A 17661-nucleotide genomic window follows, 5' to 3' on the forward strand; every position below is an offset into this window, starting at 1 on the left:
AGGATGAAATTTAAAAGGGGCAGGGAATGTTTTCGTTTCTGGTCAAACGCCTGTTTCAGGCACTGATAGTGATGTTTGTGATCAGTCTGGTGGCTTTTGCCATTCAGGACAACCTTGGCGATCCGTTACGAGAACTGGTTGGACAGTCGGTATCAGAAGCTGAACGGCAACAATTACGTGATGATTTGGGGCTTAACGATCCGTTTGTTACCAAATATAGTCGTTTTCTGGGGAATGCCGTTCAAGGTGATTTAGGGACTTCATATACATTTAAGCGCCCTGCGATTGAGGTGATTTTAGATAAATTAGTCGCAACCTTTGAACTCGTATTTGGCGCCACGGTGATCATTATTTTAGTGTCGATTCCACTGGGAGTGTATTCCGCTATTCACCCGCGGAGTGTATTTACCAAAGCTGTTATGGCATTTAGTAGTATTGGTATTTCTATTCCGGTGTTTTTAACGGCAATAATGTTGATGTATGTATTCTCAATTGAATTAGGGTGGTTACCGTCGTTTGGGCGTGGTGAAACAGCGAATTATCTGGGTTGGGAATCTGGTTTCTTTACTATTGATGGTCTAAAACACTTAGTACTGCCATGTGTGGCGTTAGCCTCGATTATGTTGCCGTTGTTTATTCGTTTAGTGCGATCTGAAATGTTGGAAGTTTTAAGTTCAGAGTACATCAAATTTGCTAAGGCAAAGGGACTACCGATGAATAAGATTTACTACCAACATGCGCTTAAAAACACCATGTTACCGGTATTAACCGTGGGTGGCGTGCAGATTGGAACCATGATCGCTTACACCATTTTGACTGAGAGTGTATTTCAGTGGCCAGGTACTGGACTGTTATTTTTAGATGCCATTAATCGAGTTGATACTCCACTTATTACCGCGTATGTGATTTTTGTAGGACTGATTTTTGTGGTCACCAATACTATTGTTGACCTGCTTTATGGGTTAGTTAACCCAACAGTAGATTTGACGGGCAAGGGAGCGTAAGTCATGGAGAGTATTAGCACCGTTGCACCAAGTCGTTGGCAGCGTTTTAAAGATTCTGACATTGTGTATTATTTTCTTAAAGATAAAGTGGCGATGGTCTGTTTTGCCATTTTTTTAAGCTTTGCTACCGCGGCCCTATTTGCGCCTTTTATCGCGCCAACAAATCCTTATGACTTATCAACCATTGATATTATGGATTCTGAATTACCGCCAGTATGGATGGAAGAGGGAGATGCTAATTTTGTTCTTGGTACTGATAATCAAGGACGTGATATTTATTCGACCATTTTATATGGCATGCGGTTATCACTGACTATCGGTTTATTGGCTGTTGCATTGCAGTTAACACTGGGCGTTATTATTGGTTTAACTGCCGGTTATTTTGGTGGTCGAATTGATAGTTTTCTGATGCGAATAGCGGATGTGCAGTTATCGTTTTCTACTATGATGGTGGCGATCATTGTGTCGGCAATTTTCCGTACCGCGTTAGGGGCTGAAACGTATGCCCAATATGCGGTGATTATGCTGGTGGTGATCATTGGTTTTGCGGAATGGCCGCAGTATGCACGAACGGTACGTGCTTCTGTTTTAGCTGAGAAAAGAAAAGAGTATGTTGAAGCGGCTAAGGTGATGGGATTTCGAGCACCACGGATCATGTTTCGTCATATTCTTCCCAACTGTTTATCGCCGATTTTAGTAATATCAACGGTACAGGTTGCCAACGCTATTATGTCGGAAGCGGCACTATCATTTTTAGGCTTAGGTTTACCGGTGGATCAGCCGTCATTGGGTTCACTGATCAGTATCGGGTTTAACTATATTTTCTCGGGCTCATGGTGGATCACTGCCTTCCCTGGAATTGTACTTATTACGCTAGTATTAGTGATTAACTTGCTCGGTGATTGGCTACGGGATGTATTTAACCCTAAGATTTATAAAGGCTAGCTTGGGTTTGTGATCAAGTCAGTAAATGAAAAAAGGCGACCGAGTGGTCGCCTTTTTGTTATTAATTAAGAATGTTATTTAGAAAATCAAATGAGCCATTAGCGCAATCACTGGCAACGTTACTAGCGTACGCAAAATAAATATTAAAAATAATTCCCATGCTTTAACCGGTACTTTACTACCAATGAGTAGTGCGCCAATTTCAGACATATAAATCAACTGAGTCACTGACATTGCAGCAATAATAAAGCGAGTCATATCACTTTGAATCGTTGATGCCAAAATCGATGGCAAGAACATATCAGCAAAACCAACCACGATTGTTTTTGATGCTGCTTCTGCTTCCGGAATATGCAGCAATTCAAGGAATGGAATAAAAGGCATGCCGAGGTAATCAAAAATAGGAGTATTTTCCGCGATCACCAATGCGACGGTACCGATAGCCATCACAACCGGTAGGACGCCAAAGACCATATCAACTGCATTTTTAAGTCCATCAATAATAATGGCAGGTAAGCTTTTTACTTCTGCGGCTTTTTTAAGTGCTTGCTCAAGCCCATAAGAAAAAACATTGTAACCTGCTGGTACGGTTTCATCGTGTGATGACTCAGTGGTGCCATTAATATAGACATTTTTCTTACGAGATAATGGTGGCAGACGTGGAACAATTATCGCAGCAACTAAACCGGCTAAACATACGGTTAAATAAAATGGGGCAAACATATGCTCTAAATTAACTTGAGCAATAACAACTAAGCTAAAAGTGATTGATACTGCTGAGAATGTAGTACCAATAACAGCAGCTTCACGCTGAGTATACATGCCTGATTCATATTGCTTGCTCGTTAATAGTACCCCAACAGAGCCATCGCCTAACCATGACGCAATACAGTTAACGGATGAACGGCCAGGAAGACCAAAAATAGGGCGCATGATACGAGTAAATAAAGTGCCAAAGAATTCTAATAAACCAAAATTAAGCAGTAGCGGGAGTAATAAACCCGCAAAAATAAACACTGAAAATAATACTGGTAGTAAATTATTTAAAACTAAACCACCAGTAGCATCATTACGGAAGATCTCTGGGCCAATATTAAAATAGGTCATTACCGCAAAAATAGCGCCAAGCTGTTGGACGATAAACCACATTAATGACGGGTTTAGTAAGCCATTGATGAAGTTATTACGGATAATGAAACTCGGTTTAAAGAGTTTTGTGATAATAGACATGATGGCAGTAAAGCTGATCACACCTGTCACAATAGATGTTAGTGAGTTTTCAAAATGACTTTGGATTGTTTTGGCTAATACTGCAATTGGGATCGTAATGTCACCATCAAAATTAATTGGTGCCATAAAGAGAAATACCCCAATTAAAGATGGAATGATAAACATTAACCAATTATTGAGATTCTTAGGTGGTGCTACTGCTTGTTGATGCATATTTGTCTATAACCTACTGGTAGAAACGGCCGAATTAATGGGGGTATCCCCGAGGTTTTGTGAGAATAACTATTCATTGTTATTCCATAAATAAGAAAATAAAGATTACCGTTTTTATTTAAAAGATGGAATAGTCAGTAACTAAAAAAATGGTTATTTATGCGATTTTTTAGGTTTTTTATTCTTAAGGTGAGCCACGAGCACCAAATATTTTTTTTGTAGTACGTCATGTTTTATAACTGTTAGATATATGTAGATAAAAAAGGCTAGGAAAAAGCAATTAAAACGGCATTGTCTTGTTTGCATTATTACCATTTGGTAATAGTCTTTATTTTTATAGGCTATTGTTGATTTTGGCTTATGGGTTAGACTCTTCCTCATCATGAAACGTCACAGAAAGATGATGTTCAGTTAAAGAATAATTCTTATTAGGTAATAAAAAAGGCCTTATAAGAAATTATGATTATTTTTGTAACAACCAAATCCAATAATCAATATTTATTTTAGATCTAGTTAAGTAAATAACAAGGTTTAATCAATATTAGAAAGGTGCAGTGACAACTTAACCTTTATAAGAAAATAAGGATTCATCCAATGACGACATTAACAACTAAACCAGGTATCACTTTAATTAAAGCGGGTTCTTTTAAACTAAATGACTTAAGTAAGCTTTTAGAAGTCGAAGGTTTAAAAAGTGATATGGCAGAAGTTGCGGTTACTAACAACACTAATGCATTAACAATCGGTCACTTCATTATGTCACCTGGTGTTGAATTTGAGTACTTTTACGATTCAGTAGAATACAAAGTTGTAACTAAGGGTAAGATTGTAATGCGTGATATGGAAGGCAACAAATATGTTGGCGAAGTGGGCGACGTTATTCTATTTACTCCTGATGTGAAAGTTATCTTTGATGCTGAGAGTGATGGCGAAGCTATTTATACTGCTCACCGTCCAGCAGCTGCAGATTTTGCACCTGCAAAATAAAACAGAATAGTTAATTGTTATAAATTAAGGCCTTAACATATTGTTAGGGCTTTTTTGTATTGGTCGTTATATATTGTTACTTGTGTGTAATAGTGTTTTGGTTTCTTGTTATATTGTTATCCATAATGTAATGGCTAATAATATAACAATAATATAATGCTTGTTGATTTCGTATAGACTGAAATGAGTGAGCTTAAATAACGATGAGGTATACCATGGCAGCACATTCAAATCAGCAATTTCATGTCGGTCAGATCATTGATGAACATCCGTTTGTTGCCGGCGATGGCGCCGTGATTGAGATGTTTCGTAATGATATGAGTAATATTGTTTTTATTGGTTTAAACGGTATCACAGCAGAAGAACAACAAATGATGGCAGAGGCCACTGCAGAATTTGGTTTAATGAAAACTGATAATGGTGGTTGTTTGGTTGTCTTTAAATTAGCTGAACTTGCCTTTGATATTCAGTTTAATGCCGCTGCTATTCCAACTGAATATTTTCAACAGCCAACAACATCAACATTAGCGTTATCAATGATAGCGCTTGATACCGCTAACAATGAACTTAAAGTGATCCGCGAGTTATCATTACCAGAAGTTGTGGCTCAACAAGTGATTGAAGTCATGCAAACTCAGCGTGCAATTGAAGATCCAATGACCGTTAATGCTGAGAACATGCATTTATTAAATACCGTAAGTACTGAAGAGTTATTGAGTAAAATCACTTTAACTCCTATTCAAACCGTGATTGCGCCAAGTTGTAGTTGTGGTCATAATCATGATGATGGTCATCATCATCATTAAGTTGGATTGATAAGATTAATAATAAAGACACTGCTTTTAAGCGGTGTTTTTTTATATATTAATAATCTTTCATAAAAACATGGAAATTAAGTTATCAATATTAACTGGGTTTCATATTAATTTTTAATGTAATATATTATAGGGTAAGATCTTGCAGGATTGTTATACGATATAAAGGATATTTGTAGAAGATGTTTAAATTACCTCTATTATTAAAAAAGCACAAAAAAAAAATTCATAAGCTTGATAATATAAAGATGTTTTTTATTGTTGCAATATTGTTATGTATTCTTTGTGGTCTCTGTATCTGTATAATTTCATTTTCTAATATAAAAATATTAAATGAGAACAATCTTTTTTATAAGTATTTATTTGATACGTTAAATTTATTATTTATATTAATTGCTTTTATATTACTTCAATGCACTAATTTTTTAGTTAAAGAAGCTCATGTGATTTTGAGTGTAGGCTTATTTTTATGGGGTGGTGCCTTATTCTTTATTGTTTATAATGATATTAATATACAGCCTATATGGATTTCATTATGGATGTCTAATATATTTAGAACGATAGGAATATCATTGTTAATAATAGGAGCGATTATTGCCATAAAAAAATCAAATAGAAAATGCAATTATTTTAAGGTGCTTGCAACAATTGATGATTTAACTGAGTTACCTAATCGTCGATATTTTTATGAAGAATCAAATAAACATGAAGATAAGATGATTTTATTTATTATGATTGATATAGATAATTTTAAAAAAATTAATGATAAATATGGGCATGACGAAGGTGATCGTATTTTACATAGTTTTGGCAAGGTTTTATTAAATTATAAAAATGATAATATATTTTCTGCTCGATTAGGCGGCGATGAATTTGCAGCTTTCATTATAAGTAGCAATAAACAAGAGGCTGTGATTTTTGCAGAATATCTTTTAGAAGAGATAAAGAAAATCATAGTTAGAGAGGGGAATCATATAACATTAAGTATAGGTATGACATATAAGTTACCTTGTGAATTAAATAGAAGCGGGTTACAAAGAGCGGATAAGGCGCTATATAAAGCTAAAAATAACAATAGAAATCGATTTGAATGGGAATAGTTAGCTATATTTATTATGCCTATGATTATTTGTAAAGGTGTGAATCACTAACGGTTCTATTGATGAATTCATTTGAGTCACAAGGCTTTGAATAATAAAATCCTTGGCATAAGTCAATGTTTAAATTATTTATTTTATTTAATTCTGAGATTGTTTCGATACCTTCAGCAACAATCATTAGCTCTAATGATTCACCTAAATTAGCTAATGTCTCAAGCATGTTACTTTTGGAAACTGCAAATTTATCTGATATAAAACATCGGTCTATTTTCATTATATCAAAAGGCAATTCTTGTATTGTTATTAGGTTTGAATATCCAGTACCTACATCATCAATAGAAAGTAATACTGATTCTTTTTTTAATTGATGCATTACTTTATTGATCTCATTTAAATAAATAAAGTTATTTTCACTTTCAGTTAATTCTATAATAATGCGATTTTTAACTGTTGGGTTTTGTCTAATAAATTTAATTATTTTTTTCATGAAAATGTCATCAAGAAGCATGGTAACTGTAAAATTAAAACTTAGCATAAAGTCTTTATTGATATTTGCTTTATTTATAGTATCAAATGCTTTTTTAATTAAATCAAAAGTAACTTCTTTTATTTCATCTGTTTTTTCTAAATCAGCAATAAATTCAGATGGTGGAATAATGATGCCATTTGAATGCCATCGGCATAATACTTCTGCGGCAATAAATTTTTGTTGTTTGGCTGAATAGATTGATTGAAAAAAAGGTAAAAATTCATTGTTAATAACAGCTTTTTTCATTTTTCTATTTAAAACTCTTTTGCTGTCAAAATATGAGGATAATAGAAATGAAACGGTATATGTAAATAACAAGGATAGAATAAAACTACTAAATAGCAAGGCAATTAAATTGTTTAATTTTAAGCCACTTGTAACGATTAGATGCAAGTGTTTTATATGATTTGTTAAACTGTAATATAAGTGAGGGGTTGGTGTGTTATCATTATCATCTTTAACTTGATAATTTGTAATGGCATTATGGCTAATATTATTTAATAACTTAGAATAAAAATTGATAATGTAATAACCATTATCATATTTAAATATATAAATTAAATTATTTTTATTATAAGGGTCTGTGAAAAATTTTACAGGAATATTCTTATTTATTACGTCTTTAATATAGTGAGGAATTGTATTACTAATGCTACCATTATTCCCATAATAATATTTGTCATTTTTTATGTATGATATCCCCATTATTTCTGGGTGTCTTTTATCTATTAAATCTAAAATTCTTTTATTTTCATTATTATAATTTTGTATGTTATCTAGTTGTTCAATATGCTGCTGAGGTTTATAGATAATATTATCTAATAGCTGTTCAATTTTTGTTATTTGTCTTTGTTCTATATAACGAATTGTTATATTACTTATTAACAAAGATAATAATGCACTGATTAAAATAGCGATCATAAATGGAAGTATTTTTTTCATTTTCATCTTTTTATACTATATTTATATAAAATCATTAAATAAATCATCATTAATCTTTATATTAGAATGAAATATAACGTTAGGCGTATATTTACCATAACCGTATTGTTGTTACAATTAATTATTTCTATTATAAGAAGTAATTAATTTTATCAATAGCTTAGCGACTAATTATGTATTAAGAAAAAATATAAAATAAGCTATTTAAATAAATGATATTTTTATTCTTATGATATAAGGCCGCGAAATAGAAAAGCTGGCTATTAATATAGCCAGCTTTTATTTGAACTATTCGCTGTTAAAGTCGCCGAATGTATGATTAACGCATGGTAACGAATTCTTCTGAGCCGGTTGGATGAATAGCGACAACACTATCAAAATCAGCTTTCGTTGCGCCCATCTTCATTGCTACACCAAAACCTTGAATCATTTCATCAACGGTATAACCAATACCATGTAGACCGACAACTTTCTCATCTGCACCAGCACATACCAATTTCATTTTACATGGCTGGCGGTGACTTGTGACTGCGGTATACATTGCTGTAAAGCCTGATTGGTAGACTTTGACATTTTGTTCGCCATATTGCTCAATCGCCTCTTGGGTCGTTAGACCAATAGTACCAATTGGCGGGTGGCTAAACACAACCGTAGGCACTAAGGTGTAGTCCATCTTGGCTTCTGGCTTGTTATTAAACAGACGCTCAGATAACTGACGACCAGCCTTAACCGCAATCGGTGTTAGCTCGATACCGCCTTCCATGATGTCACCCACACAGTAGATACCTTTAACATTGGTTGCTTGGTATTGATCTACCTTAATGTAGCCACGCGTATTGGTTTCAACACCTGTTGCTTGAAGGTTGATTTTGTCTGTGGTTGGATGACGACCAATTGCCCAAATCAGTAAATCAGTATTGTGTGATTCACCGTTTTCAAAATGCAGTGTAATTGAACCGTCCGCTTCTTTAACCACTTGTTTAGGAATTGAATGGGTGTGCAGGGTTGGGCCTTCTGCTGCCATTACTTCAACTAAAGTATCAACAATCATTGGATCGAAGCTACGCAGTGGTGATTCTTTTCGTACAAACAGGTGAGTATCAGTGCCTAGTGCACTTAATACTCCAGCGATTTCAACCGCGATATAACCTGCGCCAACAATGGCTGTGCGCTTAGGTTGCTCATTGAGTTCAAAGAAACCGTTGGAATCAATACCGTATTCAGCACCAGGTACGTTTGGAATGGTTGGTTCACCACCGACAGCGATCAAAATATGATCGGCGGTGTAATGCTCACCATTGACGGCAATTGTTTTAGCATCAACAAAGGTTGCAAAGCCATTGATCACTTCAACGTTGTTTTTACCCAGTACATTGTCGTAAGAGGTATGAATACGGCTGATGTAAGCTTCACGGTTTTCAACCAGTTTGCTCCAATTAAAACTGTTCACGTCAACATCAAAGCCATAATCTTTAGCATAAAGATGGATAGCTTCTGCAATTTGGGCACCATGCCACATTACTTTTTTGGGTACACAACCAACGTTAACGCAAGTACCACCAAGCGCTTTTGCTTCAATAATTGCAACTTTAGCGCCATACATTGCTGCACGGTTTGCTGATGCAATACCACCGCTACCACCACCGATGCAGATGTAATCAAAATGCCTTGTCATGACTTTGCTCCAATAGATGTTATGAATATTCATTGTCACCTAGTGTAATCAAGATTGGGCAAAGTGACGAGAATTTAAAATCGGAAAATTCGATTAATATGGTGTTTTACCATCGGAAATGATGATTGTCACGTAAGAACTATAACAGTCACAGCAAAATGTGACTGTTATATATAGGGGAAATATAAGCGAACTAACGTTACTCTGGTACGACCCACTCGATTTTATAATGGCCATGATTTGGTGCAATAGCATGTTGCAACCATGGTAGGATTTGCTCCATTTGGCTGGCGAGTTTCCATGGTGGGTTAATCACGATCATACCAGAAGCTGTCATACCACGTTCTTCAGTATCAGGTTCAACCCCAAGCTCTATTTGAAGGATATTGCGAATATTTAAGTCTTTCAAACCCTGCAGCATATTATCGATAGTTTCACGATAAACCACAGGGTACCAAATAGCATAAGTGCCTGTTGCCCAACGCTGATAACTTTGTTTAATTGCTTTCACCACGTCTTGGTATTCGTGTTTTAGCTCATAAGGTGGATCAATCAGCACCACACCACGACGTTCTTTGGGTGGTAAACTCGCTTTTAAACGTGCAAATGCATCTTCTTGATACATCTTTACTTGGCGATCGCCACGAAATTCTTGCAACAATAATGGAAAATCACTGGGGTGTAATTCGGTTAATACCATACGGTCTTGGTCACGAATTTGAGCGCGTGCCACTTTCGGTGAGCCTGGGTAGTAACGAAGTTCATCATTATTATTTAATGCTTTAATGGCATCAATATAAGTTGCAATTTCAGTTGGTATATCATCACGCGACCAAATACGGGCGATGCCTTGCTTAAACTCACCGGTTTTTTCGCTACGCTCATCTTGAAGATCGTAACGGCCAACACCCGAGTGAGTATCGTGATACACGAACGGTTTATCTTTTTGCTTGAGTGCATCCAGAATTAGGCTTTGAACAATGTGTTTAACCACATCGGCGTGGTTGCCAGCATGAAAGCTGTGGCGATAACTCAGCATGAAATTAGTCTCTATCGGTATCTAAAGCAGGGATGCTAATGGCTATTATCGTCAATTATTCATCAATATCCAACCATGATGCCAACCTTTGCTACTATCAGAATTAAGGAAATGCGCTATTTCTACCTTTTTATACTCTAAACCGAGCAAAGGATTGAAATTTATCTATCGCGGACGCATGTTAATAAGAAGATAAAAATAAAGGAAAAGCATATGTCTAACCCATTATTGACAATGACTGATTTGCCTCCATTTGCTCATATTAAACCTGAGCATATTAAACCTGCGGTTGAACAGGCGATCACTGATTGTCGTAGTAACGTTGAAGCTGTGCTATCGCAAGTACAAATGCCAACATGGGATACTATCTGTCGGCCTTTGGCTGAGTTAGATGATCGTCTTGGACGTATTTGGTCACCTGTCGGGCATCTTAATGGGGTTAAAAATAGCCCTGAATTGCGTCAAGCGTATGAAAGTTGTCTACCGTTATTGTCTGATTATGCGACGTGGGTTGGACAGCATAAAGGCCTTTATGATGCATATAAAATGATTCAAGGTAATGATGATTTTGCTCATTTAAGTCAAGCTCAACAAAAAGCGGTGACAGATGCCCTAAAAGCCTTTGAGCTATCAGGTATTGGATTACCAGCCGAGCAACAGCAGCGTTTTGGCGATATCAGTAAGCGTTTATCTGAACTTTCCTCAACCTTCAGTAATAATGTACTCGATGCCACCATGGCATGGAGCAAAGTGATCACTGATGTTGAGCAATTACAGGGCTTACCTGCATCAACATTGCAAGCGGCACAGGCGAATGCTGAAACTAAAGGCGAGCAAGGTTATTTATTTACGCTTGATATTCCATCATATTTACCAGTGATGACTTATTGTGAAAACCGTGAGCTACGGGCCGAAATGTATCAAGCATTCAGTACTCGCGCGTCAGATCAAGGACCTAACGCGGGTGAGTTTGATAATACTGACATCATTGCTGAAAAACTAAAACTCAGTCATGAGATTGCCAAGCTATTGGGTTTTAGTAGTTACGGTGAGAAATCACTCGCAACCAAGATGGCACAATCGACCGATCAAGTGTTGGGCTTTTTAAATGACTTAGCTGATCGCGCTAAACCGCAAGGTGAACGTGAAGTGGCTGAGCTACGTGATTATGCTCGCAATGAATTTGGGGTTGAGCAATTAGAGCCATGGGATTTTGCGTTTTATTCTGAAAAGCTAAAGCAGCATCGTTACAGCATTTCAGATGAAGAATTACGCCCATACTTCCCTGAACAAAAGGTGGTTGCGGGATTATTTGAAGTACTAAAGCGTGTATTTGGTCTTGAAATCAAACAACGTCAAGGCGTGGAAGTGTGGCATGAGTCGGTGACGTTCTATGATATTTTCGACAGCAAAGGCACATTACGCGGCAGCTTCTACTTAGATTTATATGCTCGTGAGCATAAGCGTGGTGGTGCGTGGATGGATGAGTGTATGGTTCGCCGTACGCGCATTGATGGCAGTTTGCAAACACCAGTGGCCTATTTAACCTGTAACTTTAATCGTCCAGTGGGCGATCAACCAGCACTGTTTACTCATAACGAAGTGACGACTTTGTTCCATGAAACCGGGCATGGCATTCACCATATGCTGACTCAAATTGATGTGGCAGCAGTGTCTGGTATTAATGGCGTGCCGTGGGATGCCGTTGAACTACCAAGTCAGTTCCTTGAGAATTGGTGCTGGCAGGAAGAGGCGTTAGCGTTTATTTCTGGTCATTATCAAACCGGTGAGCCATTACCAAAACAGATGCTTGATAAAATGCTCGCGGCAAAAAATTTCCAATCGGCGATGTTTATTTTACGCCAGCTTGAATTTGGTCTGTTCGACTTTAGTTTATACACTAACTACAATCCTGAAATTGGTGCACAAGTATTAGAGACCTTATTTGAGGTTAAAGATAAAGTTTCAGTGGTGCCAAGCCCAGAGTGGGGGCGTTTCCCACATAGCTTTAGTCATATTTTTGCAGGTGGCTACAGTGCCGGTTACTACAGTTACTTGTGGGCTGAATTATTATCAGCTGATGCATTTTCACGTTTTGAAGAAGAAGGTATTTTTAATACTCAAACAGGTAATGACTTCTTAACCTGTGTCTTAGAAAAAGGTGGCAGTGAAGAGCCAATGGAATTGTTTAAGCGTTTCCGTGGCCGTGAACCGCAATTGGATGCAATGTTGCGCCACAGTGGTATTACAGGCTAAGAGTCACGTATTGCAAAGTGATAGCAAATAAAAAAGGCTCCTTGGGGAGCCTTTTTTGATCATAGCGTTAAGAGGGGTATCCACTTAACTTAATTCTTTGGGTTATTTATCTTGCGCCGTTACTACCATCGGCCAACCCATATCCGTTTGGCGGGTGGCTTCTTGAGTAAGTTCACTACAAGTTAGTGGATTATTAATTAACCATTTCGCTGATAATAATAATGTCAGCTTGTTATCTTCCATGTGTAAACTAAAGGGAGGTAAGCAAGTCTGATCTCGGCGGTGGCATAAAATAATCGCTAATCTGAGTAAGCGAAGTAAACGGGCGGCGCTTGGTGCTGATAACGCATGTTGCTCTGGTAAGCTGGTTAACGGTCCGTTATGACGGCGCAAAAGCTCAGCAATAAGATTTTTTTGAGCGCGAGTGAAGCCCGGTAAGTCCATGTGCTTAATTAAGTAAGCCGCATGTTCACCACTTTTTTTAAATTCAATGCTAGTGCCAATTTCATGTAATTTGGCAGCCGCTTGAAGTAAGTTTTCAGCGGGAGGCTCTAACTGCCAGTTTGGGCACTGCGCTAATAATGTTAGCGCCATGTCACTGACATTATCGGCATGATTATGATCTAATTGAAATCGTTGCTGCATGCTCATAATTGTTCGAGAACAGACATCATGATGTCGCATTTGATCCATCATTTCGTAAACTAAACCCTCACGTAGCGCACCGCCAGCAAGGGTCATAGATTCAATTTGTAATGATTCAAATAGCGCAATTAGAATTGATAATCCACTTGGAAAAACCAGCGCTCGCTCTAATGTTAACCCTTCAATATCAAGGTCTTCTAAGCGTTCGTATTGCATTGCTTGACGTTGCAGGCGTTTAAGTTTTGGCAGGGTAATAATTTCATCCATGCCTTGTGCGAGCATAATTTCTTGTAATGCTTGCACAGTACCACTTGCGCCAACACAGGTTTCCCAGCCTTGGTGAGTGTAACGTTCAATAATGGTTTCAATCGCATCTTTAGCGCCATTAATGGCAGCATCAAAGTTAACTGAAGTTAGGTAGCGATCTTTAAAATAACGTTCTAGCCAAGTGACACAACCAATTTTTAAGCTTGTCAGAGCACTGGCATCGAAACCTTCACCAATAATGACTTCGGTACTGGCGCCACCAATATCGACCACTAGGCGTTTATCACTGCCACCAGAGGTATGCGCAACCCCCTGATAGATAATACGAGCTTCTTCTTCACCCGCAATCACACTCACAGGATACCCAAGTATACTATGAGCCTGGGAAAGAAATTCGTTAGCATTGACCGCTGTACGCAAGGCGGCAGTACCGACAATGCGAATATGATCAGGTTTAATATCCTGCAAACGTTCGGCAAAGATAGCCAAACAGTCAAGACCCCGTTGAATGGCGTCTTGGCTGAGTTCGTTTTGATTATTCAACCCTGCAGCTAAGCGTACTTTTCGTTTAATTTTAGCTAGCGTTTGAACACTGCCATTGACTTCACGAACAACCCACATATGAAAGCTGTTTGAACCTAGATCAATCGCGGCATAAAGCGGTGATACTGAATTTCTTTCCATAGAGATACTTTAACTTATTTTATGCTGGTTTGTTTTGTGGCGGACGGCGGCGATTATTACGCTGACGAGATTGCCCCTGGCCTTGGCCTTGACGCTGGTTATTACGACGACCACCTTGGCGAGGTGCTCGTTGTAAGCGAATTGGCGCAGGTAAATCATCTAAAAGTGCATCAGAGTCATACTTTGATTGTGGAATACCATGTTCAATGTAAGTCTCAATAGCCGGTAAATTAATCGCGTATTCTTCACAAGCAAAGCTGATTGAATGACCACTTTCACCAGCACGACCTGTACGGCCAATACGGTGAACATAATCTTCAGCATCATCAGGAAGATCGTAGTTAAATACGTGCGTAACCATTGGAATATGTAAACCACGAGCAGCAACATCGGTTGCGACAAGGATATCAATATCACCTTTAGTAAATTCTTCTAAAATACGCTCACGTTTTTTCTGGGGTACATCACCATTAAGCAGACCTACGCGATGACCATCAGCAGCTAAATGACCCCAAACATCTTCACAACGGTGTTTAGTATTAGCGAAAATAATCGCACGATCTGGCCATTCTTCTTCAATTAACGTTTGTAATAAACGCATTTTTTCTTGGTTTGATGGATAGAATAGCTCTTCTTTAATGCGGTGGCCTGTTTTTTGTGCAGGTTCAACCACAACACTTTCTGGGCTATTCATATGCTCAAAAGCAAGTTCTTTAACGCGGTATGATAACGTTGCTGAGAACAGCATGTTTAAGCGCGCTTTAGGCTCTGGCATACGACGGAACAAGAAACGAATATCTTTAATGAAACCCAAATCGAACATGCGATCGGCTTCATCAAGTACTACGACTTGAATACTAGCAAGGTCAATAACACGTTGCTTATAGAAGTCGATAATACGGCCACAAGTACCGATCAGAATATCAACCCCTTCATCAAATACTTGTTTTTGTTTTTCATAAGGTTCACCACCATAAGCAAGGCCAGCTTTAAGGCCAGTACTTGCAAGTAGTGGTGATGCATCATTGAAAATTTGGATCGCCAACTCACGCGTTGGCGCCATAATGATCGCCCGCGGTTGATTGGTTTTACGCTCTGCTGGTGCAGGTGTCTCCAATAGATGGTTAAAAGTAGCGGTCAGAAAGGCTAGGGTCTTACCCGTACCTGTTTGAGCCTGTCCCGCGATATCATGGCCAGTGAGCACAACTGGCAATGCCAAGGCCTGGATCGGGGTACAATTATGAAACCCTTTCTCTTCCAATCCTTTTAGTACTAGGGGGTTTAACCCTAGTTCGGCAAATTTCTGCTCTGTGATATGTGTCGTCTTCATTACTATAGAATATCAGCTTAGGGTTGCAATACGAAACGTATTCCATTCAAATAGGATAACGATTTGCTGGTTAATTCAATATCAGCTAACAAAATCACTGTTGGAGTGGAAGATGAGCGATAAGATTGTGCAGCTTACCGATGAAAGTTTTGATACTGATGTTGTCAATGCTGCGGGCCCGGTACTAGTCGATTTTTGGGCTGAATGGTGTGGCCCATGTAAAATGATTGCCCCTATTCTGGATGAAATCGCTGATGAATATGAAGGCAAAGTAACGATTGGTAAATTAAATATCGACCAAAATGCGGCGACACCGCCAAAGTTTGGTATTCGTGGTATTCCAACGTTGTTACTCTTCAAAGATGGTGCTGTTGCCGCAACTAAAGTCGGCGCGTTATCAAAAACTCAGCTAAAAGAGTTCCTTGATGCGAACTTATAAGTGATATAATTACGAACCATGCACAATTTCTAAGTTGTGCATGGTTTGTCTAGCGACTATGCTAGACTGATAGAACGTTTAGTGTTAACGTAACGCACAGAAATTACATTTTCGTTCATTTCTTGACCAGGCCCTATTGGTCATCCTTATCTCAACTAATATAGAACCCCGATTTTGACAGACAAGAAACCCACCACTATGAATCTTACAGAACTCAAGAGCCAACCTATTCCTAAGTTGGTATCACTTAGCGAAAGTTTAGGATTGGAAAACCTGGCCCGCTTACGTAAGCAGGACATTATCTTCTCCATTCTTAAGCAACATGCTAAAAGTGGTGAGGATATTTTTGGCGACGGTGTTCTAGAGATTTTGCAAGATGGCTTCGGCTTTCTGCGTAGCGCAGACAGTTCTTACCTTGCAGGCCCTGATGATATTTATGTATCACCAAGCCAAATTCGTCGTTTTAACCTTCGTACTGGCGATACTATTGCCGGAAAGATTCGTCCACCTAAAGATGGTGAACGTTACTTTGCACTACTGAAAGTTAACGAAGTAAACTACGACAAACCAGACAACGCTCGTAATAAAATCCTTTTTGAAAACCTTACTCCACTGCACGCAAACTCACGTATGCGTATGGAACGCGGTAACGGTTCTACAGAAGACATCACTGCACGTGTTCTTGATTTAGCATCACCGATTGGTAAAGGCCAACGTGGTCTGATTGTTGCTCCGCCAAAAGCGGGTAAAACAATGCTACTTCAAAATATTGCCCAAAGTATTGCCCATAACCACCCTGAGTGTGAGTTAATGGTATTGCTTATCGATGAGCGTCCAGAAGAAGTAACCGAGATGCAACGTCTTGTAAAAGGCGAAGTAATTGCATCAACGTTTGATGAACCAGCTTCACGTCACGTACAAGTGGCTGAAATGGTAATTGAAAAAGCAAAACGTTTAGTCGAGCATAAGAAAGATGTAGTTATCCTTCTTGACTCAATTACTCGTTTAGCACGTGCTTACAACACCGTTATTCCGTCATCAGGTAAAGTACTAACAGGTGGTGTGGATGCCAACGCCCTTCACCGCCCTAAGCGCTTCTTTGGTGCGGCACGTAACGTAGAAGAAGGCGGTAGCTTAACTATCATCGCAACAGCGCTAGTTGATACTGGCTCTAAAATGGATGAAGTTATCTACGAAGAATTTAAAGGTACTGGTAACATGGAACTGCACCTTTCTCGCAAAATTGCTGAGAAGCGTGTATTCCCTGCGATTGATATCAATCGTTCTGGTACTCGTCGTGAAGAGTTATTGGCAAAAGCTGATGAACTACAAAAGATGTGGATCCTACGTAAGATCGTTCACCCAATGAGTGAAACTGACAGCATGGAATTCTTGATCGACAAACTATCAATGACTAAAACTAACGAAGAGTTCTTTGACGCAATGCGTCGTCAGAAATCATAATTAGTAGGCTGTTATTGAATTAAAAACGTCACTTTAGAGTGGCGTTTTTTTTTACCTGAAAGTTAAGTGGATGACTGGAATATATTACTTAACCCAT

Annotated in this window: 14 protein-coding genes; 8 read left to right on the top strand and 6 right to left on the bottom strand. The window is 38.3% G+C overall.

Annotation, left to right across the window (positions count from 1 at the left end):
* The first annotated feature begins 26 nt into the window (after positions 1-26).
* Positions 27-1004: an ABC transporter permease gene (locus tag OC457_RS00220; protein ID WP_080174229.1), complete on the top strand. Its 978-nt coding sequence runs from the start codon at positions 27-29 to the stop codon at positions 1002-1004.
* A gap of 3 nt (positions 1005-1007) precedes the next feature.
* Complete coding sequence (locus OC457_RS00225; RefSeq protein WP_080174230.1) at positions 1008-1949, top strand: ABC transporter permease; 942 nt, start codon at positions 1008-1010, stop codon at positions 1947-1949.
* A gap of 78 nt (positions 1950-2027) precedes the next feature.
* On the opposite strand, the gene OC457_RS00230 is transcribed toward OC457_RS00225, so the two are convergent.
* On the bottom strand, positions 2028-3392 hold the full coding sequence (locus OC457_RS00230; protein ID WP_080174231.1) for a YjiH family protein: 1365 nt from the start codon (positions 3390-3392) through the stop codon (positions 2028-2030).
* A 594-nt stretch (positions 3393-3986) separates the two neighbouring features.
* On the opposite strand from OC457_RS00230, the gene OC457_RS00235 reads away from it, so the two are divergent.
* The 3 genes from OC457_RS00235 to OC457_RS00245 all read left to right on the top strand — a co-directional run bounded on the left by OC457_RS00235 (position 3987) and on the right by OC457_RS00245 (position 6294).
* Positions 3987-4379 (top strand): hypothetical protein, encoded by a 393-nt coding sequence (locus OC457_RS00235; RefSeq protein ID WP_080174232.1) that lies wholly within the window; start codon positions 3987-3989, stop codon positions 4377-4379.
* Between the two features lie 215 nt (positions 4380-4594).
* On the top strand, positions 4595-5185 hold the full coding sequence (locus tag OC457_RS00240) for a hypothetical protein (protein ID WP_080174233.1): 591 nt from the start codon (positions 4595-4597) through the stop codon (positions 5183-5185).
* A 191-nt stretch (positions 5186-5376) separates the two neighbouring features.
* Positions 5377-6294, top strand: coding sequence for a GGDEF domain-containing protein (locus tag OC457_RS00245; protein ID WP_080174234.1), 918 nt, complete (start codon positions 5377-5379; stop codon positions 6292-6294).
* Positions 6295-6319: 25 nt separating this feature from the next.
* On the opposite strand, the gene OC457_RS00250 is transcribed toward OC457_RS00245, so the two are convergent.
* The 3 genes from OC457_RS00250 to OC457_RS00260 all read right to left on the bottom strand — a co-directional run bounded on the left by OC457_RS00250 (position 6320) and on the right by OC457_RS00260 (position 10479).
* Entirely contained in the window at positions 6320-7765 is a 1446-nt protein-coding gene (locus tag OC457_RS00250) for an EAL domain-containing protein (protein WP_159447845.1), read from the bottom strand.
* 319 nt (positions 7766-8084) lie between these two features.
* Positions 8085-9440, bottom strand: coding sequence for a glutathione-disulfide reductase (gene gorA / locus OC457_RS00255; protein ID WP_080174236.1), 1356 nt, complete (start codon positions 9438-9440; stop codon positions 8085-8087).
* Positions 9441-9639: 199 nt separating this feature from the next.
* Entirely contained in the window at positions 9640-10479 is an 840-nt protein-coding gene (locus OC457_RS00260; protein WP_080174237.1) for a 23S rRNA (adenine(2030)-N(6))-methyltransferase RlmJ, read from the bottom strand.
* Between the two features lie 213 nt (positions 10480-10692).
* On the opposite strand from OC457_RS00260, the gene prlC reads away from it, so the two are divergent.
* The gene (prlC, locus tag OC457_RS00265; RefSeq protein WP_080174238.1) at positions 10693-12735 is read left to right on the top strand and encodes an oligopeptidase A; all 2043 of its coding nucleotides are present in this window, start codon (positions 10693-10695) and stop codon (positions 12733-12735) included.
* Positions 12736-12837: 102 nt separating this feature from the next.
* On the opposite strand, the gene gppA is transcribed toward prlC, so the two are convergent.
* Both gppA and rhlB read right to left on the bottom strand, forming a co-directional pair.
* The gene (gppA, locus tag OC457_RS00270; RefSeq protein ID WP_080174239.1) at positions 12838-14331 is read right to left on the bottom strand and encodes a guanosine-5'-triphosphate,3'-diphosphate diphosphatase; all 1494 of its coding nucleotides are present in this window, start codon (positions 14329-14331) and stop codon (positions 12838-12840) included.
* Positions 14332-14350: 19 nt separating this feature from the next.
* Positions 14351-15661, bottom strand: a complete 1311-nt coding sequence (rhlB, locus tag OC457_RS00275; protein WP_080174240.1) for an ATP-dependent RNA helicase RhlB — start codon at positions 15659-15661, stop codon at positions 14351-14353.
* A gap of 112 nt (positions 15662-15773) precedes the next feature.
* Here rhlB and trxA point away from each other — a divergent pair, with 112 nt between their 5' ends.
* Both trxA and rho read left to right on the top strand, forming a co-directional pair.
* Entirely contained in the window at positions 15774-16100 is a 327-nt protein-coding gene (trxA, locus tag OC457_RS00280) for a thioredoxin TrxA (RefSeq protein ID WP_080174241.1), read from the top strand.
* A gap of 198 nt (positions 16101-16298) precedes the next feature.
* Entirely contained in the window at positions 16299-17564 is a 1266-nt protein-coding gene (gene rho, locus OC457_RS00285; protein WP_060999724.1) for a transcription termination factor Rho, read from the top strand.
* The last annotated feature ends 97 nt before the right edge of the window (positions 17565-17661 follow it).

This window comes from Photobacterium toruni (genome assembly GCF_024529955.1).
Lineage (GTDB): Bacteria > Pseudomonadota > Gammaproteobacteria > Enterobacterales > Vibrionaceae > Photobacterium > Photobacterium toruni.

Bases quoted from the DNA above. Each gene is read 5' to 3' on its own strand.
- OC457_RS00220 (WP_080174229.1), top strand. From the start codon at position 27: ATGTTTTCGTTTCTGGTCAAACGCCTGTTTCAGGCACTGATAGTGATG.
- OC457_RS00225 (WP_080174230.1), top strand. From the start codon at position 1,008: ATGGAGAGTATTAGCACCGTTGCACCAAGTCGTTGGCAGCGTTTTAAA.
- OC457_RS00230 (WP_080174231.1), bottom strand. From the start codon at position 3,392: ATGCATCAACAAGCAGTAGCACCACCTAAGAATCTCAATAATTGGTTA.
- OC457_RS00235 (WP_080174232.1), top strand. From the start codon at position 3,987: ATGACGACATTAACAACTAAACCAGGTATCACTTTAATTAAAGCGGGT.
- OC457_RS00240 (WP_080174233.1), top strand. From the start codon at position 4,595: ATGGCAGCACATTCAAATCAGCAATTTCATGTCGGTCAGATCATTGAT.
- OC457_RS00245 (WP_080174234.1), top strand. From the start codon at position 5,377: ATGTTTAAATTACCTCTATTATTAAAAAAGCACAAAAAAAAAATTCAT.
- OC457_RS00250 (WP_159447845.1), bottom strand. From the start codon at position 7,765: ATGAAAAAAATACTTCCATTTATGATCGCTATTTTAATCAGTGCATTA.
- gorA (WP_080174236.1), bottom strand. From the start codon at position 9,440: ATGACAAGGCATTTTGATTACATCTGCATCGGTGGTGGTAGCGGTGGT.
- OC457_RS00260 (WP_080174237.1), bottom strand. From the start codon at position 10,479: ATGCTGAGTTATCGCCACAGCTTTCATGCTGGCAACCACGCCGATGTG.
- prlC (WP_080174238.1), top strand. From the start codon at position 10,693: ATGTCTAACCCATTATTGACAATGACTGATTTGCCTCCATTTGCTCAT.
- gppA (WP_080174239.1), bottom strand. From the start codon at position 14,331: ATGGAAAGAAATTCAGTATCACCGCTTTATGCCGCGATTGATCTAGGT.
- rhlB (WP_080174240.1), bottom strand. From the start codon at position 15,661: ATGAAGACGACACATATCACAGAGCAGAAATTTGCCGAACTAGGGTTA.
- trxA (WP_080174241.1), top strand. From the start codon at position 15,774: ATGAGCGATAAGATTGTGCAGCTTACCGATGAAAGTTTTGATACTGAT.
- rho (WP_060999724.1), top strand. From the start codon at position 16,299: ATGAATCTTACAGAACTCAAGAGCCAACCTATTCCTAAGTTGGTATCA.